Consider the following 21,118-nt stretch of genomic DNA (forward strand, 5'->3'; position numbering starts at 1 on the left):
ACACGCGCGGTCGCGCGGGTGGTGCGACCGGCGGTTACGTCGCTCGTGCGGGCGGTGCACCCGGCTGCGGGGTCACCACCGGATCGGTACCGGAAGGGCCGTCAGGAGGCCCGACACCGCCACCACCAGACCCAGGGCGACGACCTCCGCGCGCGCGGGCGGGCACGCGGTCAGCGGGTCGGCCGCGCGGCTCAGCCGGATCCTGGCCCACAGGGCGAGCGCGGCGACGGCGGCCACGAGGATCACCTTGGCGAGCAGGACCCGCCCGTACGCCGTGTCCGTCAGCTGGTCCGCGATCGTGCCCGGCGGCATCCGGCGCAGCGAACTGCACACCCCCGTCGCCGTGATGGCGGCGAGCAGAACGGCCGCCACGCGCGCGTACAGACCCAGCAGCGCCGGACCCGCCTCGGCGCCCCGCCACTGCCGCAGCGTCCGCAGCACGTACAGGAGCCCGCCCACCCACAGCGAAGCGCACGTCAGATGGACGAGGGTCAGACCGGAGCCGAGCAGCGGGCTGTACTCGGTCGTGGGATGGGCGCGCAGCGCCTCCGCGACGATCACGGCGGCCAGCGGCCAGACCTGGAGGCCGGGCCGGCGCGAGGTGGCGCACAGCCCGGCCGCGAGGAACCCGTTGACCTCAAGGAGCGCGAGCTTGCCGTCACGGGACTCGTAGAGGCCGCCGACGTCGATGTCGGCGACGCTGTCCGGCACCAGATTGCCCGTGGCCACGACCGACGCCAGACCCAGCGCGGCGACGAAACCGGCCGCGGCCGCGTACGGCGACCAGCTGCGGGGCCGTTCCGGGGGAGTGCCGGGAAGCGCCCGGGTGAGCCGGTTCACGAAGAGCTCGCCGACCGGAACGCTCAGTGCGGCGAAGAGCACCGTACGCAGCAGGGCTATGCCGCCGGTGCCGGGTGCCTCGGCCTCCCCCGTGCCGTGCAGGGCGGGGGACGGGCCGAGGACGGGTATCAGCGCGGCCAGCACCACCAGCACGAGCACCGCCACGGTCCGGCCGGTACCGGCGGGCCGCGCGTGCCGTCCGGTGCCGACGGTCCGGGACGGGGGTCTTGTCAAGGTCACCTCGAGATCTTCACCAGCTCCCCCAGATCCGGGCAAGTTCCGGAAAACGACTGGCGGTCCGGCATTCCACACAAGAGGACGTTTTCGGCCGCCGTACGGTTCGGGAGCGCCGTGGAACGGATGAGTAACGCGTCACACCGCCCGCCAGAGCCGCCTCGACCACCACAGCCGCACCTCCTTGCGCACGTCAGTGGGCCGCAACTCCCACCCCTGGACGAGCGCCACCTCGGCGACGTACCAGCCGCTTCGGCTCGTGCGGGGCCGAGGCGCGCACGGTCCAGGCGGCGACCTTCTTGTCGACGCGCGCCCTGTAGTACTCGACGTCACCCTCGTGCCGCAGCTCCGGCCAGGACACGCACCAGGCGCCCAGCCGCGCGATTCCGCCCAGGGTGTCGTCCATGAACCTCATGCAGCCGCGTTCGAAGCCCTCGCTGACGGCCGCTGTCGCGTCGGCGAACAGACCCACCACGAAGAGCACGACCGCCACGGCCAGCCACACCGCGCACAGCAGCGGGACGAACACCAGGGTCGCGGCGAAGCGAAGGGCCAACTCCCATCGCGGCCGGACCGGTTCGGGCGTCCAGGTCGCGGGGTCCTCGTACGTGCGCATGGCAAAGATCCTGCCGTACGACGACAACCGGAAGCGGGCCGGGGAACTGCCCCCGGCCCGCTTCACGCGCGCGTGCCGCTTACCAGGTCATTACCAGGTCACCGCGTCCAGCGCGTCGGTCATGCCCCAGCCGTAGAAGCCGTTGCGGTTCTTCGAGCCCTCGCACACCGCGTCGACCTTGCCGTCGCCGTCGATGTCGTACGGCTTGGTGCACGGCGTGGCGTCGGCCTGGGCGTACAGCAGGGCCTTGACCATCGCCGGGGAGGCGTACGGGTGCGTCGACTTGATCAGGGCGGCGACGCCCGCGACGTGCGGCGACGCCATCGACGTACCGGCCATGTAGCCCCACTTGCCGCCGGGCAGCGTGCCCAGGATCAGTCCGCTGGTGGCGGGCGGCTCGGGCGTCTGGTAGGCCGTCGAGTCACCGCCGGGCGCGGCGATGTCGATGACACCGAGGCCGTGGTTGGAGAAGGACGACTTGAGGTCCTTCGCGCCGGTCGACGCGACCGTCACGACACCCGGCAGCTGGGTCGGCATGTCCAGGCACTCGGACGGGTCGATCACCCGGTCCGAGGGCGTGGAGTCGTTCGGGGAGACCGGGTCGGTGATCTCGTCGGCCGCGAGGTCGTAGTTCTCGTTGCCGGCCGCGGCGACGTTGACCGCGCCCTTCCTCTCCGCGTACCGCGAGGCCCGGGTGACGGCTTCCAGAAGCGCCTTCTGGTCCGGGTCGTCCTCGCAGTTGAAGTACCAGGGGTCGGTGTAATAGCTGTTGTTGGTGACCTCGACGTCGTGTTCGGCCGCCCACATGAAGCCGCAGACCACGGCCTCGGTGTAGAAGAATCCGTCCGGGTTGGACACCTTGATGCCGGCGACCTTCACCCCGGGCGCCACCCCGGTCATGCCGACGCCGTTCTTGGCGGCGGCTATCTCCCCGGCCACGTGCGTGCCGTGCGGGCTCTCCGCCGCACTCGGCCGCCAGGCGCCGTCCGCGGTGTCCGGCTTGCCCGACACGCAGTTGACGGAGGCGTCCCGGTCGAAGTTCGGGGCGATGTCCGGGTGGGTGTCGTCCACGCCGGTGTCGATGACGGCGACCGTCACCTTGCTGCTGCCCAGCGACTTCTCGTGCGCCTTGTCCGCCTTGATGGCGGGCAGGTCCCACTGGAGGGGCTGCAAGGGGTCCTGCCCCTCGGCGGCCTCGGCGGCGGCCATCTCCTTGCCGCTGAGCACCTTCGGCGCGCCCGTGTCCGTCGTGGCTGCCGAGGGCAGCGGCGCGGTGCGGGTGGCACCGGCCGACTGCACGCCGCGCGCCTTGCGGACGGACTTGGCGAAGTCCGGGTCGGAGGAGTGGACGACGATCACGCCGATCCGGTCGTACGACGTCACGATCGTGCCGCCGGCCTTGGCGATCGCCCGCTTCACGTGCGCCGAGGGACCGTGCCCGGGGCGGACGTTGACGACGTAGCTGAGCGAGGACGCCGAGTCGGCCGAGACGGAGGGTGCGGCCTGAGCCGGCCCCTGGGCCTCGGCGGCCTCCGTGGCGGAGGCCGGGACGCCCGGCAGGAGGGCCAGGGACGCTGCCACGGCCAGGCCGGCCGGGATCGCGAGGGCACGACGGTGACGCGGGTGGGGCGCTGTCATGTGCGATGTCTCCAGTTGGTTCGCGGAAGGGAGTGGAAACCCCGGACGGGGGAGGTGCGGGCCGGTCACTTCACCGCGCGCAGCGCGTTGACGATGCCGAAGCCGTAGAAGCCGTTGATCCGCTTGCCGCCCTCGCACGTGGCGTCCTGCGCGCCGTCGCCGTCCTGGTCGTAGGAGGCAGGGCAGCCCGGGTTGTCCGCCTGGGCCTTCAGCAGCGCCTGGAGCATCGCCGGGGACGCGTGCCGGTGCTTCGACTTCAGCAGCGCGGCGACGCCCGCGGCGTGCGGCGAGGCCATCGAGGTGCCCTGGAGCCAGGCGTACTCGTTGTTCGGCATGGTCGACAGGATGCGGCCGTTCTTCGACGGCGTGTCAGGGATCTGGTAGCGCGCGTCGCCGCCCGGCGCCGCGATGTCCACGACACCCTTGCCGTACGAGGAGTAGTAGGACTTCTCCTCGTCGACGCCCGTCGCGCTGACCGTGACGATGCCCGGCAGCTGGGTCGGCACGTCGAAGCACTCGTGCGGGTCGATGGTCCGCGTCACCGGCGTGGAGTCGTCGGGGCTGGAGTCGTCGACGATCGCGTCGGAGTCCAGGTCGTGGTTGGAGTTGCCGGCCGAGGCGAGGTGCAGGGTGCCCTTGCGCTGGGCGTACAGCTGGGCCCGGTTGACCGCGTCGACGATCGCGCGCTGGTCCGGGTCGTCCATGCAGTTGTACAGCCAGGGGTCCACGTAGTAGCTGTTGTTCGTGATCTCCACGCCGTGGTCGGCGGCGAACATGAACGCGCACACGACGTTCTCGGGGTAGAAGAGCCCGTTGTCCGGGTCGCTCACCTTGATGCTGGAGACCTTCACGCCCGGCGCGACCCCGGCGACGCCGATGCCGTTGCGGGCGGCGGCTATCTCACCGGCCACGTGGGTGCCGTGGTAGTCGTCGGCGGTGTACGGCCGCCAGGCGCCCTCGCTGGTGTCCGCCTTGCCGCCGACGCAGTTGGCGGACTGCGACGCGGAGAAGTTCGGGGCGAGGTCGGGGTGGGTGTCGTCGACGCCGGTGTCGATCACGGCGACGGTGACCCGGGAGCTGCCCGGGTTGATCTTCGCGGCCTTGTCGGCGCCTATCGCGCGCAGGTCCCACTGGTCCGCTTCCAGCGGCTCGCCGGCGCCCGCGGCCTCGGACGCCTTCGCGGTCCTCGCGGCCTGCTCGGCGGAGAGCGTCTCGGCGGCGCCCTGGTCCGTCGTCCCGGCGGCGGTCAGCGGCGCGGTACGGGTCGCGCCCGCCGACCGCACTCCGCGCGCCTCGCGTATCCGCTCGCCGAATTCCGGGTTCGACGAGTGGACGACGATCACGCCGATCTTCTGGTACGTGGTGACGACACTGCCGCCGGCCTCGGCTATCGCCCGCTTCACCGACGCGATCGTGCGGTGGTCCGTCCTCGTGTTGACGACGTAGGCCAGGCTGGGCGCGTCCGCCGCCCGGTCGGCCCGCGCCGCCTCCGCGGCGGCTTCCGCCTGCGGGGCGGCCGAGGCGGCCGCCGGCAGGAAGCCGAGCGACGCGGTCAGCGACAGCACGACGGGTACGGCGAGGGCCAGCCGCCGTCTGGAACGCGTGGACCGCGACGAACGCGGCGCGTACAGATGATCCATGGGGTCTCCACATCATCCGGAAACGAAACCGGCCCGAGACACAGGTGGTGCTCGGGCAGGTACATGACGGAGTAGTGCAGGGCGAAGCTATCCCCAGGAGCCGCTGGCCAGCAATGACCCGCCACGGGTGACTTCGGAAAGTGCCCCGGGTGTTGAACCGGTGCCCGCAGGGCGCCGTGTCGTTGGACAGGGAGCCCGAGCACGACCAGCTTCCTGTGAGAACACCGAGGTCCAAGCCGTCATGTCCGTCGTACGAGGAGACTCCGTGGCCACCGACGCACCACCCCCCTCGAAAGAGGAACGCCCACTTCCCTCCGCCGAGGAGTTCTCCGAAGTGCAGCAGAGCGCTGAGTTCGCCGAACTGCGCCGCTCCTTCCGCTCCTTCGCGTTCCCCCTGACGATCGCCTTCGTGGCCTGGTACCTGCTGTACGTGCTGCTGTCGAACTACGCCGGCGGCTTCATGGGCACCAAGCTGTTCGGCAACATCAACGTCGCCTTCGTCTTCGGCATCGCCCAGTTCGTCACCACGTTCCTCATCGCCTGGTGGTACTCGCGGTTCGCCGCCGCGAAGCTCGACCCCAAGGCCGAGGCCATCAAGTCCCGGATGGAGGGCGGCGCATGAGCCCCGCACAGACCGTCTTCGCCGCCGAGCTGGCCGCCAACGAGGCCAGCGAGCACCGGCCGCTGATCATCACGCTCTTCGCCGTGTTCGTCGTCGCGACGCTCGGCATCACCGTCTGGGCGGGCCGCCAGACCAAGGACGCCGCCGACTTCTACGCGGGCGGCCGTCAGTTCAGCGCCTTCCAGAACGGACTCGCCGTCTCCGGCGACTACATGTCGGCGGCGTCCTTCCTCGGCATCGCCGGCGCCATCGCCCTCTTCGGCTACGACGGCTTCCTCTACTCCATCGGCTTCCTGGTCGCCTGGCTGGTCGCCCTGCTCCTGGTGGCCGAGCCGCTGAGGAACTCCGGCCGCTACACGATGGGCGACGTCCTCGCGTACCGCATGCGCCAGCGCCCCGTGCGCACCGCCGCCGGTACCTCCACCATCGTCGTGTCGATCTTCTACCTGCTGGCCCAGATGGCGGGCGCGGGCATCCTCGTCTCCCTGCTGCTCGGCATCACCTCCGACGCGGGCAAGATCCTGATCGTCGCCCTCGTCGGTCTGCTGATGATCGTGTACGTCTCCATCGGCGGCATGAAGGGCACCACCTGGGTCCAGATGGTCAAGGCCGTGCTGCTGATCGGCGGCACCATCCTGATCACCTTCCTGGTGCTGCTGAAGTTCAACTTCAACATCTCCGACCTGCTCGGCACCGCCGCCGAGAACAGCGGCAAGGGCGCCGCCTTCCTGGAGCCCGGCCTCCAGTACGGCGCCAGCGGCACCACCAAGCTCGACTTCATCTCCCTGGGCATCGCCCTGGTGCTCGGCACGGCCGGCCTGCCGCACATCCTGATCCGCTTCTACACGGTGCCCAACGCGAAGGCCGCCCGTAAGTCCGTGAACTGGGCGATCGGCATCATCGGCGCCTTCTACCTGATGACCATCGCGCTCGGCTTCGGCGCCGCGGCGCTCGTCGGGCAGAAGGAGATCATCGCGTCCAACCCGTCCGGCAACACGGCCGCGCCGCTGCTCGCCCTGCACGTGGGCGGCGTCGACTCGGCCTGGGGCGCGATCCTGCTCGCCACGATCTCGGCGGTGGCCTTCGCGACCATCCTCGCCGTGGTCGCCGGCCTCACCCTGGCCTCGTCCTCGTCCTTCGCGCACGACATCTACGCCAACGTCATCCGCAAGGGCAAGGCCACCGAGAAGGAGGAGATGAAGGCGGCCCGCTGGGCGACCGTCTTCATCGGCATCGTCTCCATCGCGCTGGGCGCCCTCGCCCGCGACCTCAACGTGGCCGGCCTGGTCGCCCTGGCCTTCGCGGTCGCCGCGTCCGCCAACCTGCCGACCATCCTCTACAGCCTCTTCTGGAAGCGGTTCACCACCCAGGGCGCCCTGTGGTCGATCTACGGCGGCCTGATCGTCGCCGTCGGCCTGGTGCTCTTCTCGCCCGTGGTCTCCGGCGACCCGAAGGCGATGTTCCCGGACGTCGACTTCGCCTGGTTCCCGCTGAAGAACCCGGGCATCATCTCCATCCCGTTCGGCTTCCTCATGGGCTGGCTCGGCACGGTCCTGTCCAAGGAGGAGCCCAACGTGGCGAAGTACGCGGAGCTGGAGGTCCGGTCCCTGACCGGCACCGGAGCGCACTGAGCCCCGTACCCGACCCGTCGAGGACGCGGCCGCTCGTAGATCCCTACGACGCGGCCGCGCCGTACGTCGTGGGATCGGGCCGCTGTCGATGTCGGACCCGTCACGTAGGCTCGCGGGTATCGGAGGAGATATGTGCTCCACCGATCCGCGTCGAGGGAGGGGGCCCACGTGCTCATCGACACCTACGGCCGAGTGGCCACCGACCTGAGAGTCTCGCTCACCGACCGCTGCAACCTGCGCTGCACCTACTGCATGCCCGAAGAGGGCCTTCAGTGGCTGGCCAAGCCCGACCTGCTCACGGACGACGAGATCGTCCGCCTCATCCACATCGCCGTCACCTCCCTCGGTATCGAGGAGGTCCGCTTCACCGGCGGCGAACCTTTGCTGCGCCCGGGTCTGGTCGGCATCGTCGAGCGCGTCGCCGCCCTGGAGCCGCGCCCCCAGATGTCGCTGACGACCAACGGCATCGGCCTGCGGCGCACGGCGACCGCCCTGAAGGCGGCGGGCCTGGACCGGGTCAACGTGTCCCTGGACACCCTGCGCCCGGACGTCTTCAAGACCCTCACCCGCCGGGACCGCCACAAGGACGTCCTGGAGGGCCTGGAAGCCGCCCGCGAGGCCGGGCTGACCCCGGTCAAGGTGAACTCGGTCCTGATGCCGGGACTCAACGACGACGAGGCCCCCGACCTGCTGGCCTGGGCCGTCGAGAACGACTACGAGCTGCGCTTCATCGAGCAGATGCCCCTGGACGCCCAGCACGGCTGGAAGCGCGAGGGCATGGTCACCGCCGGTGACATCCTGACCGCCCTGCGCACCCGCTTCGAGCTGACCGCAGAGGGCTCCGAGGAACGCGGCTCGGCCCCCGCCGAGCGCTGGCTCGTGGACGGCGGCCCGCACCGCGTCGGCGTCATCGCCTCCGTCACCCGCCCGTTCTGCTCGGCCTGCGACCGCACCCGCCTGACCGCCGACGGCCAGGTGCGCACCTGCCTGTTCGCCACGGAGGAGACCGACCTGCGCGCCGCCCTGCGCTCCGACGCCCCCGACGAGGAGATCGCCCGCGTCTGGCGGCTCGCCATGTGGGGCAAGAAGGCCGGCGCCGGCCTCGACGACCCGACGTTCGTCCAGCCCGACCGGCCGATGTCGGCGATCGGGGGCTAGCCGCGGCTAGGGGGTGTCGGGGGACTCCCAGTCCGCCAGCGGGACCACGTCCTTCAGGAAGCCCCGCACCCCCAGGAACTGGGACAGATGCTCCCGGTGCTCCTCGCACGCGATCCACGTCTTGCGGCGCTCCGGCGTGTGCAGCTTCGGGTTGTTCCACGCCAGCACCCACACGGCGGCGGTGCGGCAGCCCTTGGCGGAGCAGATCGGGGCGGTCTCGTCACTCACAGGTTCGTCTCACAGGTCCACACACAAGGCGACGCCGAGCAGCCACGGGGGGAGCTGCCCGGCGTCGGTCTGTCGCTCCGACGGGGGATGCGGAGCGCGTACGAAGTATGTCACGGGTCACCCATCGCCCGGCACCGGAACAACATGATTGATCTGAGGATTTCTCAGGCCTGGCGCGGAATCGATGCCCGCCCCGACGGGGCACTCCCGGTCACGATCTGCCACGGGGCTCGCTCGCCGCACCCGGCGCCGGGTCGGACACGACATCTTCCGGGCCGGGCTCCGCGGTTCCGTCGTCGGCCCGCGGCGGCATGATCATCGGCGGGGTCGGCACGGTGACGAACGTCGACGGCAACGATGGCGCGTTCTCGCGCCCGGCGTTGGCGATCACCACCGAGATGTACGGCAGGACCGCGCCGAGGACCAGGGCCACGATCGCGACGTGCCGTTCGACGTTCCACAGGCAGGCCGCGAGGACCACCGACACCGTTCGGACCGACATCGAGATGATGTACCGGCGCTGCCGTCCGCGCACGTCCTCCTGGAGACCCGTCCGGGCCCCGGTGATCCGGAACACCTCGGCACTGCCGCCGGCACTCTGCTTCCGCATCTGGTTCCACCATCCGCCCGCATCGGACTCTCCCCGCCCGCTCCCGTCCGCGGCCGCTCGGGGACTCCGGTCCCGGACAACTCCCCACGTTACGCCGCGCCTGCGCCGCCTACGAGACCGGGGCACCCCCGACTCGCGCACACGGCGTGCGCCGCACCGCGTAGCCGGGTACCTCGTTCGGCCGTATCCGGCATGCGCTGTACGCGGTACGGCCGAACACTGGCGGTAATGCTCGCGTAGAGCCGTATGAGGAGGCAGTCATGGGCTGGTTGTGGGCGATCATCGTCGGATTCGTGCTCGGTCTGATCGCCAAGGCGATCATTCCCGGGAAGCAGCACAGCCCCCTGTGGCTGACCACCATCTTCGGCATCCTCGGCGCCATCGCGGGCAACGCGATCGCGCGGGCGGCCGGCGTGGACGCGACCTCCGGCATCGACTGGTGGCGGCACGTCTTCCAGCTGGTGGCCGCGGTCATCATCGTCGCCGTCGGCGACGCGGCCTACATGGCGGTGCGCGGCAACAAGCGGCGCGAGCGGGCCTGACCACCCGCCCGAACTCCGTACGGCGAAGGGGCGGCCTCCGGCAAGCCGCAAGGCACCGGAAACCGCCCCTCGCACGCGCGCTCAGGCGCCGGTGACCTCCACCGCGGCCAGGTTCTTCTTGCCGCGGCGCAGCACCAGCCAGCGCCCGTGCAGCAGGTCCTCCTTGGCGGGGACGGCGTCCTCGCCGGTGACCTTGGCGTTGTTCACGTAGGCGCCGCCCTCCTTGACCGTGCGGCGCGCGGCGGACTTGCTGGCGACCAGGCCGACCTCGGCGAACAGGTCGACGACCGGGGCCGGCTCGGCGATCCGCACGTGCGGCAGCTCGGAGAGGGCCGCGGCCAGCGTCCGGTCGTCCAGCTCCGCCAGGTCGCCCTGGCCGAAGAGGGCCTTGGACGCGGCGATCACGGCGGCCGTCTGGTCGGCGCCGTGCACCAGCGTCGTCAGCTCCTCGGCCAGCGCGCGCTGCGCGGCCCGGGCCTGCGGACGCTCCTCGGTCTGCCGCTCCAGTTCCTCCAGCTCCTCGCGGGAGCGGAAGGAGAGGATCCGCATGTACGTCGAAATGTCCCGGTCGTCCACGTTCAGCCAGAACTGGTAGAACGCGTACGGCGTGGTCATCTCCGGGTCGAGCCAGACGGCGCCGCCCTCGGTCTTGCCGAACTTCGTGCCGTCCGCCTTGGTCATCAGCGGCGTCGCGTAGGCGTGCGCGGTGGCGTCCGGCTCCAGGCGGTGCAGCAGGTCCAGGCCGGCCGTGAGGTTGCCCCACTGGTCGCTGCCGCCCTGCTGCATCGTGCAGCCGTACCTCCGGTAGAGCTGGAGGAAGTCCATCGCCTGGAGGAGCTGGTAGCTGAACTCCGTGTAGCTGATGCCCTCGGAGGACTCCAGCCGCCGGGCGACGGAGTCCTTGGTCAGCATCTTGTTGACCCGGAAGTGCTTGCCGATGTCCCGCAGGAACTCGATCGCGGAGAGGCCCGCGGTCCAGTCGAGGTTGTTGACCAGCACGGCCGCGTTCTCGCCCTCGAAGGACAGGAACGGCTCGATCTGGCCGCGCAGCCGCTCGACCCAGCCCGCGACGGTCTCCGGCGAGTTCAGCGTGCGCTCGGCGGTCGGGCGCGGGTCGCCGATCTGGCCCGTCGCGCCGCCGACCAGCGCCAGCGGCCGGTGACCGGCCTGCTGGAGCCGGCGCACGGTGAGCACCTGCACCAGGTGCCCCACGTGCAGCGACGGCGCGGTCGGGTCGAAACCGCAATAGAACGTGACGGGACCGTCCGCGAGCGCCTTGCGCAAAGCGTCCTCGTCAGTGGACTGGGCGAACAGCCCGCGCCACTTCAGCTCGTCGACGATGTCCGTCACGGTTCTCGTGTCTCCTACGTGCTCATGATCTTCGGGCAGTCGGGTGACAGCCGACTACGAGGTTATACGCCCTGGCTGACAGAGCTCATGTTGAAATCGGGGACGCGCAGCGCGGGCATCGCGGCCCTGGTGAACCAGTCGCCCCATTCCCTGGGCAGCGTCTTCTCCGTGCGCCCCGCCTCCGTGGCCCGGCCCAGCAGGCTCACCGGCGACTCGTTGAACCGGAAGTTGTTCACCTCGCCGACGACCTCGCCGTTCTCGACGAGGTAGACGCCGTCCCGGGTCAGCCCGGTCAGCAGCAGCGTCGCCGGGTCGACCTCGCGGATGTACCAGAGGCAGGTGAGCAGCAGCCCGCGCGAGGTGCCGGCGACCATCCGCTCCAGGGACCGGTCGGGGTCGCCGCCGTCCAGGATCAGGTTGCCGATCGCCGGCGCCACCGGCAGCCCGGTCAGCCCGGCGCTGTGCCGGGTGGTCGTCAGCCGGTTCAGCTCGCCCGCGCGGATCCAGTCGGTGGCTCCGACCGGCAGCCCGTTGTCGAACACCGACTGATCGCCGCCCGAGGAGTGCGCCACCACGAAGGGCGCGCTCTCCAGACCCGGCTCGTGCGGATCGCTGCGCAGGGTCAGCGGCAGCTCGCCGAGCCGCTCGCCGACGCGCGTGCCGCCGCCCGGCTTCGAGAACACCGTGCGCCCCTCGGCCGCGTCCCGGCCCGAGGCCGACCACAGCTGGTAGATCAGCAGGTCCGCGACCGCGGTCGGCGGCAGCAGCGTCTCGTACCGCCCCGCGGGCAGCTCCACCCGCCGCTGGGCCCAGCCGAGCCGTACGGCCAGCTCGGCGTCGAGCGCCGCCGGGTCGACGTCCTTGAAGTCCCGCGTGGCGCGCCCCGCCCACGCCGACCGGGTGCGGTCCGGCGACTTGGCGTTCAGCTCCAGCGTCCCGCCCGGCTGGTCGTGCCGCAGCCGCAGCCCCGTGGACGTACCCACGTACGTCGACGTCAGCTCGTGGTTGGCGAAGCCGTACAGCTCCCGGCCGCCCGCACGCGCGCGTGCGAACGCCTCCCCGAGGGCCGGGGCGAAGTCGGCGAACACGGCCGACGACGTCTGCGCGGGCGCGTCGGCGAAGTCGGGCGAGGCGGGCACACCGCTGACCAGCGGCTGCGCGTCCTCGGCCGGCCCGGCGCCGCGTGCGGCGGCCTCCGCGGCGCGCACCAGGGGCTCCAGCTCGTCCACGGTCACGGCGGAGCGCGACACGACCCCGGACGCCGTGCCCTCCCGGCCGTCGACGGTGGCGACGACGGTAAGGGTGCGCCCGCGCGTGACGCCGTTGGTGGTGAGCGCGTTGCCCGCCCAGCGCAGGTTGGCGGTGGACTCCTCGTCGGCGATGACGACGCACCCGTCGGCCCGGGACAGCTCCAGCGCCCGCTCGACGATCTCGTGCGGCCTGTTCGTACCCGCGCTCATCGACCCGCCTCCTGGGTGGTGTTCAGAATGTTGACTCCCTTGAAGAGGGCGGACGGGCAGCCGTGCGAGACGGACGCGACCTGGCCCGGCTGCGCCTTGCCACAGTTGAAGGCGCCGCCCAGGACATAGGTCTGCGGACCGCCGACGGCCGCCATGGACCCCCAGAAGTCGGTGGTCGTCGCCTGGTAGGCCACGTCCCGCAGCTGGCCGGCGAGCTGCCCGTTCTCGATCCGGAAGAACCGCTGTCCGGTGAACTGGAAGTTGTAGCGCTGCATGTCGATGGACCAGGACCGGTCCCCGACGACGTAGATCCCGCGCTCCACGCCCCCGATCAGGTCCTCCGTGGACAGCCCGCCGGGGTCCGGCCGCAGCGACACGTTGGCCATGCGCTGCACGGGCACATGGCCGGGGGAGTCGGCGTAGGCGCACCCGTTGGACCGCTCGAAGCCGGTGAGCCGCGCGATGCGCCGGTCGAGCTGGTAGCCGACCAGCGTGCCGTCCCTCACCAGGTCCCAGGACTGGCCCTCGACGCCCTCGTCGTCGTAACCGATGGTCGCCAGCCCGTGCTCGGCGGTGCGGTCGCCGGTGACGTTCATCAGCTCCGAGCCGTAGCGCAACGTGCCGAGCTGGTCGAAGGTGGCGAAGGAGGTGCCGGCGTAGGCGGCCTCGTAGCCGAGGGCGCGGTCCAGCTCGGTCGCGTGCCCGATGGACTCGTGGATGGTCAGCCACAGGTTCGACGGATCGACGACCAGGTCGTACAGGCCCGCCTCGACGCTCGGCGCCCGCATCTTCTCGGCCAGCAGTTCCGGCATCCGGGCCAGCTCGGCGTCCCAGTCCCAGCCGGTGCCGGTCAGGTACTCCCAGCCGCGTCCGGCGGGCGGCGCGAGGGTGCGCATGGAGTCGAACTCGCCGCTGGAGTCGTCCACCGACACGGCGGTGAGCACCGGATGCAGCCGCACCCGCTGCTGCGTGGTCACGGTCCCGGCGGTGTCGGCGTAGAACTTGTTCTCGTGCACGGTGAGCAGCGAGGCGTCGACGTGGTCGACCCCGTCGGCCGCCAGCAGCCGCGCGCTCCAGTCGGCCAGCAGGGCCGACTTCTCCGCGCCCGGCACGGTGAACGGATCGGTCTCGTACGACGAGACCCACGTCCGGTCGGCGTGCACGGGCTCGTCGGCCAGCTCCACGCGCTCCTCGGACCCCGCCGCCTTGATCACCTGCGCGGACAGCTTCGCCATCGCCACCGCCTGGGAGGCGACCTTGGCGGCGGCGTCCATCGTCAGGTCCACCCCCGACGCGAAGCCCCACGTACCGCCGTGCACCACCCGCACCGCGTACCCGAGGTCGGTGGTGTCGGAGGAACCGGCGGGCTTGGCGTCGCGCAGCCGCCAGGAGGCGTCGCGCACCCGCTCCAGGCGGAAGTCCGCGTGCTCGGCACCGAGGGCACGCGCGCGTGCGAGGGCGGCGTCGGCGAGGGCGCGTAGGGGGAGTGCCGTGAAGGCTTCGTCGATACTGTGAGGCACCTGCGTCTCTTTCTGTCGACGTGACCGGTCGTCTGCCGCGACACCGGGGGCTGCGCCGCATCATGTCGCGTCGGGCCGGACGGGGACCACACCTTTCGGGCCGTGGCCGGGCCTTCGCGGCCGGGTCCTTTCTGTAGGGACCCGACAGCCAGCCCCGTAAGCCACTGTGGGCGCCCGAGTCTTTGCGGACGGGTGGGGACCGATAGGTTTTCGAGGAAGCCGCCTGTCATCACCGCCTGTCAACCGGGTGTCCGGGCGGGTACCAGAACGCTATCGAAAGGGTGATCCGTTGAGCCGCTCGGTTCTCGTCACCGGAGGCAACCGGGGCATCGGCCTCGCCATCGCCCGCGCTTTCGCCGACGCCGGTGACAAGGTCGCGATCACGTACCGCTCGGGTGAGCCGCCGGAGGCCCTGACCGAATTGGGCTGCCTCGCCGTCAAGTGCGACATCACCGACAGCGAGCAGGTGGAGCAGGCCTACAAGGAGATCGAGGAAGCGCACGGTCCCGTCGAGGTCCTGGTCGCCAACGCCGGCGTCACCAAGGACCAGCTCCTGATGCGCATGTCCGAGGAGGACTTCACCTCCGTCGTCGACACCAACCTCACCGGCACCTTCCGCGTCGTCAAGCGGGCCAACCGCGGCATGCTGCGCGCCAAGAAGGGCCGCGTCGTGCTCATCTCGTCGGTGGTCGGGCTGCTCGGCTCCGCGGGGCAGTCGAACTACGCCGCCTCCAAGGCCGCCCTGGTCGGCTTCGCGCGTTCCCTGGCCCGTGAGCTGGGTTCGCGCAACCTCACCTTCAACGTCGTCGCGCCGGGCTTCGTCGACACGGACATGACCAAGGCGCTCACCGACGAGCAGCGGTCGAACATCGTGTCGCAGGTGCCGCTGGGCCGGTACGCGCAGCCCGAGGAGATCGCCGCGACGGTGCGGTTCCTCGCCTCGGACGACGCCTCGTACATCACTGGAGCCGTCATTCCCGTTGACGGCGGACTGGGAATGGGTCACTGATCACCATGAGCGGAATTCTCGAGGGCAAGCGCGTCCTGATCACCGGTGTGCTGATGGAGTCCTCCATCGCCTTCCACACCGCCAAGCTGGCCCAGGAGCAGGGTGCCGAGATCATCCTGACCGCGTTCCCGCGGCCCACGCTGACCGAGCGCATCGCCAGGAAGCTGCCCAAGCCCACCAAGGTCATCGAGCTGGACGTCACCAACGACGAGCACCTCGGGCGCCTGGCCGACATCGTCGGCGAGGAGCTGGGCGGCCTCGACGGCGTCGTCCACTCCATCGGCTTCGCGCCGCAGGACGCGCTCGGCGGCAACTTCCTGAACACGCCGTTCGAGTCGGTCGCCACCGCGATGCACGTCTCGGCGTACTCCCTGAAGTCGCTGACCATGGCCTGCCTGCCGCTGATGCAGAACGGCGGCTCGGTCGTCGGCCTCACCTTCGACGCGCAGTACGCCTGGCCCCAGTACGACTGGATGGGCCCGGCCAAGGCCGCCCTGGAGGCCACCAGCCGCTACATGGCGCGTGACCTGGGCAAGCAGAACATCCGCTGCAACCTGGTCTCCGCGGGCCCGATCGGCTCCATGGCCGCCAAGTCCATCCCGGGCTTCGCCGAGCTGGCCTCCGTGTGGGACAACCGCGCCCCCCTGGAGTGGGACCTGAAGGACCCGGAGCCGGCCGGCCGCGGTGTCGTCGCGCTGCTGAGCGACTGGTTCCCGAAGACCACGGGTGAGATCGTCCACGTCGACGGTGGCCTGCACGCCGTCGGTGCCTGACCGCTCGCCCTTCCGGGGCCCGCGTCCTTCTCGGGCGCGGGCCCTCGGCATGTCACCCGTTCGGCCCAGTCGACCGGGCGGCGGGGCGGCCGGCGGCGCACGCTGAAGCACGGGTTCACCACGCGTTCTCCCTCCCCAGTGCGGCCGAGGAGGTCCCTTGTGCGTCTGCTCCCTCGCCTGGCCTCAGCGACCGTCGCCCTCGCGTTCGTGCTGATCCTGCCGTACGAAGCCGTGTCCCACGCGCGCGTGCCCGCCTCGGACACCGCGTCGGGACAGCTGTTCGGCGCCGCATGCAGGGTTCGCGTCGACGACTCCGACGTGACCGCCTACTGCCACAACCCGTACCCGGAGACCGACCACGTGCGTCTGCACGTCGAGTGCGCCCGCTGGTGGGACCTCGACAGCGACAGTTCGGCGGTCCCGGCCGGACCCGCGCAGACCGTACGTCTGGACGGACGGTGCTGGAAGGAGGTCCAGGCGGCGTGGGTCAGTCACCAGCGGGTGCGCTGAACCGGCCCGGACGGCACAGGAACGGATAGCCCGCCGCCTCCTCCGCGGCCGTCACGGCGTCCCCCGCGCGGACGGCGTCGACCAGCCGCGTGTGGTCCATGTGCGTCTCCGGCGTCAGCTCGCTGCCGACGTCGACCCGCAGCCAGTCCCGCATCACCTCGCCGAGGTCCGCGTACATGGCGGTCATCACGTCGTTGTGCGAGGCGGCCACGACGGCCAGGTGGAAGGTCGCGTCCGCCGTCACGAACGCCTCCGTGTCGCCCGACTCCCAGGCCTCCTCGCGGCGCACCAGCAGCGCGTCGAGCTGCTTGAGGTCCTTCTCCGTGCGCCGCTCGGCGGCCAGCCGGGCGGCGGCGGACTCCAGGGTCGAACGCAGCTCGGCGATGTGCCGGGGGTCGGCGTCGGCGAAGCGGCGCTGCATCACCCCCGCCAGCTCGCTGGTCGCCACGACGTACGTACCGGAGCCCTGGCGGATGTCCAGCAGGCCGTTGTGGGCCAGCGCGCGGACCGCCTCACGGACCGTGTTCCGGGCGACGCCGAGCTGTTCGACCAGCTCGGGCTCGGTCGGGATGCGGGAGCCGACCGGCCACTCGCCCGAGGCGATCTGCTGCCGCAGTGCCGCGATGACCTGCTCGGACAGCGCCGAACGACGGGGGTGACTCAGAGGCATGGCTCACCTTCGCACGCGAGTGGACAAGCAATCATCCCATGATTCTATGATGGGTCTCATGGCTAGTGACGAAACCCGGACGGAGACTCGGACGGAAAAGCGAACGGGAACCTCTGCGTCCACGTTCCCCGGCGAGTCGACCGCGCACGAGGCCCAGACGCCCGGCACGCGCGCGTGGACGACGTGGACGACCCGCCTGCTCCTCCTCGGCATCGTCCTGGCCGCGCTCAACCTGCGCCCCGCCATCACGAGCCTGGGCGCGCTCCTGGAAGAGGTCCGCGACGGGCTCGGCATGAGCGGCAGCGTGGCCGGACTGCTCACCTCTGTGCCCCCGCTCTGCTTCGCCGTCTTCGGGGTCACCGCCCCGCGGCTGGCCCGCCGCTTCGGGCCCGGCGCGGTGGTCTGCGCGGGCATGGTCGCCATCACCGCGGGCCTGCTCATACGCCCGTACGCGGGCGGTACGGCGGGCTTCCTGGCCGCCACCGCCCTCGCCCTGATGGGCATCGCGGTCAGCAACGTCCTGATGCCGGTCATCGTCAAGCGCTTCTTCCCCGACCGGGTCGGCCCCATGACCGGCCTGTACTCGATGGCCCTCGCCTTCGGCACCTCGATCGCCGCCGCGGCGACCGTGCCCGTGACGAACGCGCTGGGCGGGCACTGGCAGCCCGGCCTCGCGGTGTGGGCGGCGCTGGCGGCGGCGGCCGTCCTGCCGTGGATCCCGTTCGTACGGCCCCGGAAGGCACCGTCCACCCTCTCGCCCGCCCAGGACGCCTCCGGCGCGGCCGACGAGGCCGGCGCCGAGCCCGCGACCGCGCGTGCCGACCGGCCGACGGAGCAGTCCGCCGAACAGCCCCCGCTGCGGATCACCCGCAGCCGTACGGCCTGGGCGCTCGCCGTCTTCTTCGGCCTCCAGGCCACCGCCGCCTACATCACGATGGGCTGGATGGCGCAGATCTTCCGGGACGCGGGCGTGTCCGCCGGCACCGCGGGGCTGCTGCTCGCCGTCATCATGATGATGGGCGTGCCGCTCGCCTTCGTCATCCCGCGCGTGGCCACCCGCCTGCCCCACCAGGGCCCGATCGTGTTGGTACTGGGCGTGTGCGGGCTCGCCGGTTACGCCGGCCTGTACTTCGCCCCGGCCGGCGGCGCCTGGGCCTGGGCCCTGCTGCTCGGCGTCTCCAACTGCGCCTTCCCGCTCGCGCTGACCATGGTCGGGATGCGGGCCAGGACGGGCGCGGGCGTCGCCCAGCTGTCCGCCTTCGCGCAGAGCACCGGCTACCTGATCTCCATCCCGGGCCCGCTGCTGGTGGGCGTGCTCTACCAGCACAGCGGGGGCTGGGGGCTGCCGATCGCGCTGATGAGCGCCCTGATGGTGCCGCAGATCGTGGTGGGCTTCCTGGCGGGACGCGACCGCACGGTGGAGGAGGAAGCGGCCCGCTGATCCCGGCAGCGGCCCGCCCGCCCCGGTCGGCGGCCCGCCTGCCCCGGAGCGGGCGGCGGATGCGAGACTTGCCTCATGCCAGTCCTCGACCCGAACCCTCAGCACGGCCAGAAGAAGATGCTGTACGTCTTCGGCGGCTTCCTCGCGATCTTCGTGATCATCGGCATCATCGCGACGATCGCCTCGCCGTGATGCCGGTCTCGTCCGCCCGATGGTGGGGTTAACCCCCCATCCCCTAGGGGGTGAGGGTCAGGGTCAAGTGGGTGGACCTCCGGATGGGTTGGGGCCCGCGGATTCCGTAGTTTCGAGATGTGCCCGCGACAGGCGGGCCGCGGAGCACGGACCGGGACGCCCGAAGACCAGCGGAGGCACTCATGTCGGCCCCTACCCACACCCGGCCTCCCCAGGCGACCCGGGGCGGCGGCGAGATCCGGCTGCCCTGGTGGGCCCTCGCCCTGCCCGTGCTCGCCTTCGTCACGCTGCTCCTGCTGATACTCGATCCGGCCGAGGCCCACGCCGCCGCCGGTGAGCCCGCGATCGCGGACCTCCTGGAGCGGGTGCGGCAGCTGACCGCGCACTGAGGCCGGATCGGCGCCCGGATGCGCCCCAGGCGGCGAATCCGCATGTCAACTCCCTGCGCCCCGTGGCCTGTTTCATGCGAAGCTGGATGCCATGAGCGTCGCAGAACCCCGCAGGATTGTCCTTTTCCGGCATGCGAAAGCCGACTGGCCACAGGTGACCGACCACGAGCGGCCGCTCGCCGATCGGGGCCGCAAGGACGCCGCAGAGGCCGGGCGCCGGCTGGCGGATACCGGCATCCCCTTCGACCAGGCCCTGTGCTCCACCTCGATCCGGACCCGCGAGACCTGGAAGCTGGCCGTCCATGAGTTCCCGCAGCGGCCGAAAACCGTCTACGAGGAGCGGATCTACGAGGCCTCGCCCGGCGAGCTGATCGCCGTGCTCAACGAGACCCCCGACGACCTGCGGAACGTGCTGGTGATCGGCCACAACCCGGGCATGGAGGGACTCGCCGAGATCCTGGCCGGCTCGACCGAGGACGAGGCCCGCGAGCGGATGGGCGGCCGGGGCTTCCCGACCGCCGCCTTCGCCGTCCTGACCTTCACGGGCTCGTGGAAGGACGTGGAGCCGGGCGCGGCCTCCCTGGCCGACTACTGGGCGCCGACCGACTGATCCGCCCCACGCCCGGCCGTGGCGGGTGCTCGCTGTGCCGGGCGCTCGCCCGCCGGGTCAGATCCGGTCGAGAGGCAGGCCGAGGTCCTCGCCGAGACCCTCGTCCAGCGTGTCCGCGGCCTCGACCTCCTCGCGGGTGATGCCCAGCAGATACAGAACCGTGTCGAGGAAGGGCACGTTCACCGCGGTGTGCGCCGCCTCGCGCACCACCGGCTTGGCGTTGAAGGCGACGCCGAGTCCGGCCGCGTTCAGCATGTCCAGGTCGTTGGCACCGTCACCGATCGCCACGGTCTGCGACAGCGGCACGCCCGCCTCGGCGGCGAACCTGCGCAGCAGCCGCGCCTTGCCCGCCCGGTCCACGATCTCCCCGGTGACCCGGCCGGTCAGCCTACCGTCGACGATCTCCAGCGTGTTGGCCTGGGCGAAGTCCAGCCCCAGCCGCTCCTTCAGATCATCGGTGACCTGGGTGAAGCCGCCGGAGACGACCCCCACCTGGTAGCCGAGCCGCTTCAGCGTACGGATCAGGGTGCGGGCACCCGGCGTCAGCCGCACCTCGCCGCGCACCTTCTCCACCACCGAGGCGTCCAGCCCCGCCAGCAGCGCCACGCGCGCGTGCAGCGACTGCTCGAAGTCCAGCTCTCCGCGCATCGCGGACGCCGTCACCTCGGCGACCTGGTCCTCGCAGCCGGCGTGCGCGGCGAACAGCTCGATGACCTCGTCCTGGATCAGCGTGGAGTCCACGTCCATCACGACCAGGCGCTGCGCCCGCCGGTGCAGCCCCGCCGAGACGACCGCGACGTCCACACCGAGCGCCGCGGCCTCGGTGGCCAGCGCGGTGCGCAGCGGCTCGGTCTCCACGCCGGACACCGCGAACTCGACGGCGGTGACCGGGTACTTGGCCAGCCGGAAGATACGGTCGATGTTGCTGCCGGACTCGGTGATCCGGGCCGCTATGGCGGCGGTCGCCTCCGCGGTGAGCGGGTGGCCGAGCACCGTGACCAGGGAGCGGCCGAGACCGCGCGGCCGGTTGTCGCCGATGCCGGAGATGATCTCCGCCTGCAGCTTCAGCGACTCCGCCCAGCCGTGGACGGTCGCCCGCAGGCCGCCCTCCAGCCCTCGGGGCGGCTCGGTCACGAGCGCGCACAGCACGATCCGGCCACGGGTGACGACCTGCTCGATGTCGACCACGTCGACGGAGTAGGCGGCGAGGGTGTCGAACAGGCCGGCCGTGATGCCCGGTCGGTCCTTGCCGAAGATCTTGACGAGAAGCGTGGGAACGTCAGAGGTCTGCGAAGCGCTCATGGTGCTCCAACCGTATCCGGCACCCGGTGCCTCCCGCCCCCGAGGTCCGCCTGACGGACACGACATCGCTGTCGCCTCCGGGAATGCGGGGGCGGGCGCTGGAGCCCGGGGGAGCCGGTCGGCCCTCACCCCG

General features: G+C 71.3%; 22 protein-coding genes. 11 read left to right on the forward strand and 11 right to left on the reverse strand.

Translation table 11 applies throughout. The features are described 5' to 3' along the window. Nucleotides 1-72 precede the first annotated feature (72 nt). The 4 genes from RI578_RS30320 to RI578_RS30335 all read right to left on the reverse strand — a co-directional run bounded on the left by RI578_RS30320 (nt 73) and on the right by RI578_RS30335 (nt 4,968). Nucleotides 73-1,080, reverse strand: coding sequence for a CopD family protein (locus RI578_RS30320; RefSeq protein WP_310874044.1), 1,008 nt, complete (start codon nt 1,078-1,080; stop codon nt 73-75). Nucleotides 1,081-1,267: 187 nt separating this feature from the next. Beyond that, a complete protein-coding gene (locus RI578_RS30325; RefSeq protein WP_310874045.1) occupies nt 1,268-1,690 on the reverse strand; it encodes a hypothetical protein in 423 nt (140 codons plus the stop codon). A gap of 90 nt (nt 1,691-1,780) precedes the next feature. Continuing rightward, nucleotides 1,781-3,328 (reverse strand): S8 family serine peptidase, encoded by a 1,548-nt coding sequence (locus RI578_RS30330; protein ID WP_310874046.1) that lies wholly within the window; start codon nt 3,326-3,328, stop codon nt 1,781-1,783. Between the two features lie 65 nt (nt 3,329-3,393). Next, nucleotides 3,394-4,968: a S8 family serine peptidase gene (locus RI578_RS30335; protein ID WP_310874047.1), complete on the reverse strand. Its 1,575-nt coding sequence runs from the start codon at nt 4,966-4,968 to the stop codon at nt 3,394-3,396. Between the two features lie 265 nt (nt 4,969-5,233). Here RI578_RS30335 and RI578_RS30340 point away from each other — a divergent pair, with 265 nt between their 5' ends. From RI578_RS30340 to moaA, 3 genes are all read left to right on the forward strand, one after another. Next, complete coding sequence (locus RI578_RS30340; RefSeq protein WP_210964312.1) at nt 5,234-5,590, forward strand: DUF485 domain-containing protein; 357 nt, start codon at nt 5,234-5,236, stop codon at nt 5,588-5,590. Beyond that, nucleotides 5,587-7,221, forward strand: coding sequence for a cation acetate symporter (locus RI578_RS30345; protein WP_310874048.1), 1,635 nt, complete (start codon nt 5,587-5,589; stop codon nt 7,219-7,221). Before RI578_RS30340 ends, RI578_RS30345 begins: the two co-directional genes overlap by 4 nt. A 168-nt stretch (nt 7,222-7,389) precedes the next feature. After that, nucleotides 7,390-8,379 carry a GTP 3',8-cyclase MoaA gene (gene moaA / locus RI578_RS30350; RefSeq protein WP_310874049.1) on the forward strand — a complete coding sequence of 330 codons (990 nt, stop codon included), beginning with the start codon at nt 7,390-7,392 and terminating at the stop codon, nt 8,377-8,379. 6 nt (nt 8,380-8,385) lie between these two features. On the opposite strand, the gene RI578_RS30355 is transcribed toward moaA, so the two are convergent. Both RI578_RS30355 and RI578_RS30360 read right to left on the reverse strand, forming a co-directional pair. After that, nucleotides 8,386-8,607 carry a hypothetical protein gene (locus RI578_RS30355; RefSeq protein ID WP_310874050.1) on the reverse strand — a complete coding sequence of 74 codons (222 nt, stop codon included), beginning with the start codon at nt 8,605-8,607 and terminating at the stop codon, nt 8,386-8,388. Nucleotides 8,608-8,818: 211 nt separating this feature from the next. Beyond that, entirely contained in the window at nt 8,819-9,217 is a 399-nt protein-coding gene (locus tag RI578_RS30360) for a DUF3099 domain-containing protein (RefSeq protein WP_310874051.1), read from the reverse strand. 260 nt (nt 9,218-9,477) lie between these two features. Here RI578_RS30360 and RI578_RS30365 point away from each other — a divergent pair, with 260 nt between their 5' ends. Then, nucleotides 9,478-9,759 (forward strand): GlsB/YeaQ/YmgE family stress response membrane protein, encoded by a 282-nt coding sequence (locus RI578_RS30365; protein ID WP_310874052.1) that lies wholly within the window; start codon nt 9,478-9,480, stop codon nt 9,757-9,759. An 81-nt stretch (nt 9,760-9,840) separates the two neighbouring features. Here RI578_RS30365 and tyrS read toward each other — a convergent pair whose 3' ends face one another. From tyrS to RI578_RS30380, 3 genes are all read right to left on the reverse strand, one after another. After that, on the reverse strand, nt 9,841-11,109 hold the full coding sequence (gene tyrS, locus RI578_RS30370; protein WP_310874053.1) for a tyrosine--tRNA ligase: 1,269 nt from the start codon (nt 11,107-11,109) through the stop codon (nt 9,841-9,843). Between the two features lie 62 nt (nt 11,110-11,171). Next, nucleotides 11,172-12,569 (reverse strand): metallopeptidase TldD-related protein, encoded by a 1,398-nt coding sequence (locus tag RI578_RS30375; RefSeq protein ID WP_310874054.1) that lies wholly within the window; start codon nt 12,567-12,569, stop codon nt 11,172-11,174. After that, nucleotides 12,566-14,089 (reverse strand): TldD/PmbA family protein, encoded by a 1,524-nt coding sequence (locus tag RI578_RS30380; protein WP_310874055.1) that lies wholly within the window; start codon nt 14,087-14,089, stop codon nt 12,566-12,568. Before RI578_RS30380 ends, RI578_RS30375 begins: the two co-directional genes overlap by 4 nt. Before the next feature lie 289 nt (nt 14,090-14,378). Between RI578_RS30380 and fabG the strand changes: the two genes are divergently transcribed. The 3 genes from fabG to RI578_RS30395 all read left to right on the forward strand — a co-directional run bounded on the left by fabG (nt 14,379) and on the right by RI578_RS30395 (nt 16,381). Then, the gene (fabG, locus tag RI578_RS30385; protein ID WP_310874056.1) at nt 14,379-15,098 is read left to right on the forward strand and encodes a 3-oxoacyl-[acyl-carrier-protein] reductase; all 720 of its coding nucleotides are present in this window, start codon (nt 14,379-14,381) and stop codon (nt 15,096-15,098) included. A gap of 5 nt (nt 15,099-15,103) precedes the next feature. Beyond that, nucleotides 15,104-15,871, forward strand: coding sequence for an enoyl-ACP reductase FabI (gene fabI / locus RI578_RS30390; RefSeq protein WP_210964296.1), 768 nt, complete (start codon nt 15,104-15,106; stop codon nt 15,869-15,871). Between the two features lie 159 nt (nt 15,872-16,030). Further along, nucleotides 16,031-16,381, forward strand: coding sequence for a hypothetical protein (locus RI578_RS30395; RefSeq protein WP_310874057.1), 351 nt, complete (start codon nt 16,031-16,033; stop codon nt 16,379-16,381). Here the strand turns inward: RI578_RS30395 and RI578_RS30400 are convergent. After that, a complete protein-coding gene (locus tag RI578_RS30400) occupies nt 16,359-17,051 on the reverse strand; it encodes a FadR/GntR family transcriptional regulator (protein WP_210964294.1) in 693 nt (230 codons plus the stop codon). The two genes, RI578_RS30395 and RI578_RS30400, sit on opposite strands and share 23 nt — an antisense overlap. A gap of 58 nt (nt 17,052-17,109) precedes the next feature. Here RI578_RS30400 and RI578_RS30405 point away from each other — a divergent pair, with 58 nt between their 5' ends. From RI578_RS30405 to RI578_RS30420, 4 genes are all read left to right on the forward strand, one after another. Then, nucleotides 17,110-18,492, forward strand: a complete 1,383-nt coding sequence (locus tag RI578_RS30405; RefSeq protein WP_399061913.1) for a CynX/NimT family MFS transporter — start codon at nt 17,110-17,112, stop codon at nt 18,490-18,492. Between the two features lie 75 nt (nt 18,493-18,567). After that, nucleotides 18,568-18,684 carry an SGM_5486 family transporter-associated protein gene (locus tag RI578_RS30410; RefSeq protein ID WP_121746300.1) on the forward strand — a complete coding sequence of 39 codons (117 nt, stop codon included), beginning with the start codon at nt 18,568-18,570 and terminating at the stop codon, nt 18,682-18,684. A gap of 182 nt (nt 18,685-18,866) precedes the next feature. Continuing rightward, the gene (locus RI578_RS30415) at nt 18,867-19,073 is read left to right on the forward strand and encodes a hypothetical protein (RefSeq protein WP_121746299.1); all 207 of its coding nucleotides are present in this window, start codon (nt 18,867-18,869) and stop codon (nt 19,071-19,073) included. Between the two features lie 91 nt (nt 19,074-19,164). Beyond that, nucleotides 19,165-19,683, forward strand: a complete 519-nt coding sequence (locus tag RI578_RS30420) for a histidine phosphatase family protein (RefSeq protein ID WP_310874059.1) — start codon at nt 19,165-19,167, stop codon at nt 19,681-19,683. 57 nt (nt 19,684-19,740) lie between these two features. Here the strand turns inward: RI578_RS30420 and serB are convergent, their stop codons facing one another. Beyond that, a complete protein-coding gene (gene serB, locus RI578_RS30425; protein WP_310874060.1) occupies nt 19,741-20,985 on the reverse strand; it encodes a phosphoserine phosphatase SerB in 1,245 nt (414 codons plus the stop codon). Nucleotides 20,986-21,118 lie beyond the last annotated feature (133 nt).

The sequence above is a fragment of the Streptomyces sp. BB1-1-1 genome, assembly GCF_031597775.1.
In the GTDB taxonomy this organism is placed as follows: Bacteria; Actinomycetota; Actinomycetes; order Streptomycetales; family Streptomycetaceae; genus Streptomyces; species Streptomyces thinghirensis.

Coding starts and splice junctions, on each gene's coding strand:
- RI578_RS30365 (WP_310874052.1), top strand. CDS start 9,478: ATGGGCTGGTTGTGGGCGATCATCGTCGGATTCGTGCTCGGTCTGATC.
- RI578_RS30415 (WP_121746299.1), top strand. CDS start 18,867: ATGTCGGCCCCTACCCACACCCGGCCTCCCCAGGCGACCCGGGGCGGC.
- RI578_RS30360 (WP_310874051.1), bottom strand. CDS start 9,217: ATGCGGAAGCAGAGTGCCGGCGGCAGTGCCGAGGTGTTCCGGATCACC.
- RI578_RS30375 (WP_310874054.1), bottom strand. CDS start 12,569: ATGAGCGCGGGTACGAACAGGCCGCACGAGATCGTCGAGCGGGCGCTG.
- RI578_RS30420 (WP_310874059.1), top strand. CDS start 19,165: ATGAGCGTCGCAGAACCCCGCAGGATTGTCCTTTTCCGGCATGCGAAA.
- RI578_RS30345 (WP_310874048.1), top strand. CDS start 5,587: ATGAGCCCCGCACAGACCGTCTTCGCCGCCGAGCTGGCCGCCAACGAG.
- fabI (WP_210964296.1), top strand. CDS start 15,104: ATGAGCGGAATTCTCGAGGGCAAGCGCGTCCTGATCACCGGTGTGCTG.
- RI578_RS30400 (WP_210964294.1), bottom strand. CDS start 17,051: ATGCCTCTGAGTCACCCCCGTCGTTCGGCGCTGTCCGAGCAGGTCATC.
- RI578_RS30325 (WP_310874045.1), bottom strand. CDS start 1,690: ATGCGCACGTACGAGGACCCCGCGACCTGGACGCCCGAACCGGTCCGG.
- RI578_RS30405 (WP_399061913.1), top strand. CDS start 17,110: ATGGCTAGTGACGAAACCCGGACGGAGACTCGGACGGAAAAGCGAACG.
- RI578_RS30330 (WP_310874046.1), bottom strand. CDS start 3,328: ATGACAGCGCCCCACCCGCGTCACCGTCGTGCCCTCGCGATCCCGGCC.
- RI578_RS30335 (WP_310874047.1), bottom strand. CDS start 4,968: ATGGATCATCTGTACGCGCCGCGTTCGTCGCGGTCCACGCGTTCCAGA.
- RI578_RS30410 (WP_121746300.1), top strand. CDS start 18,568: ATGCCAGTCCTCGACCCGAACCCTCAGCACGGCCAGAAGAAGATGCTG.
- serB (WP_310874060.1), bottom strand. CDS start 20,985: ATGAGCGCTTCGCAGACCTCTGACGTTCCCACGCTTCTCGTCAAGATC.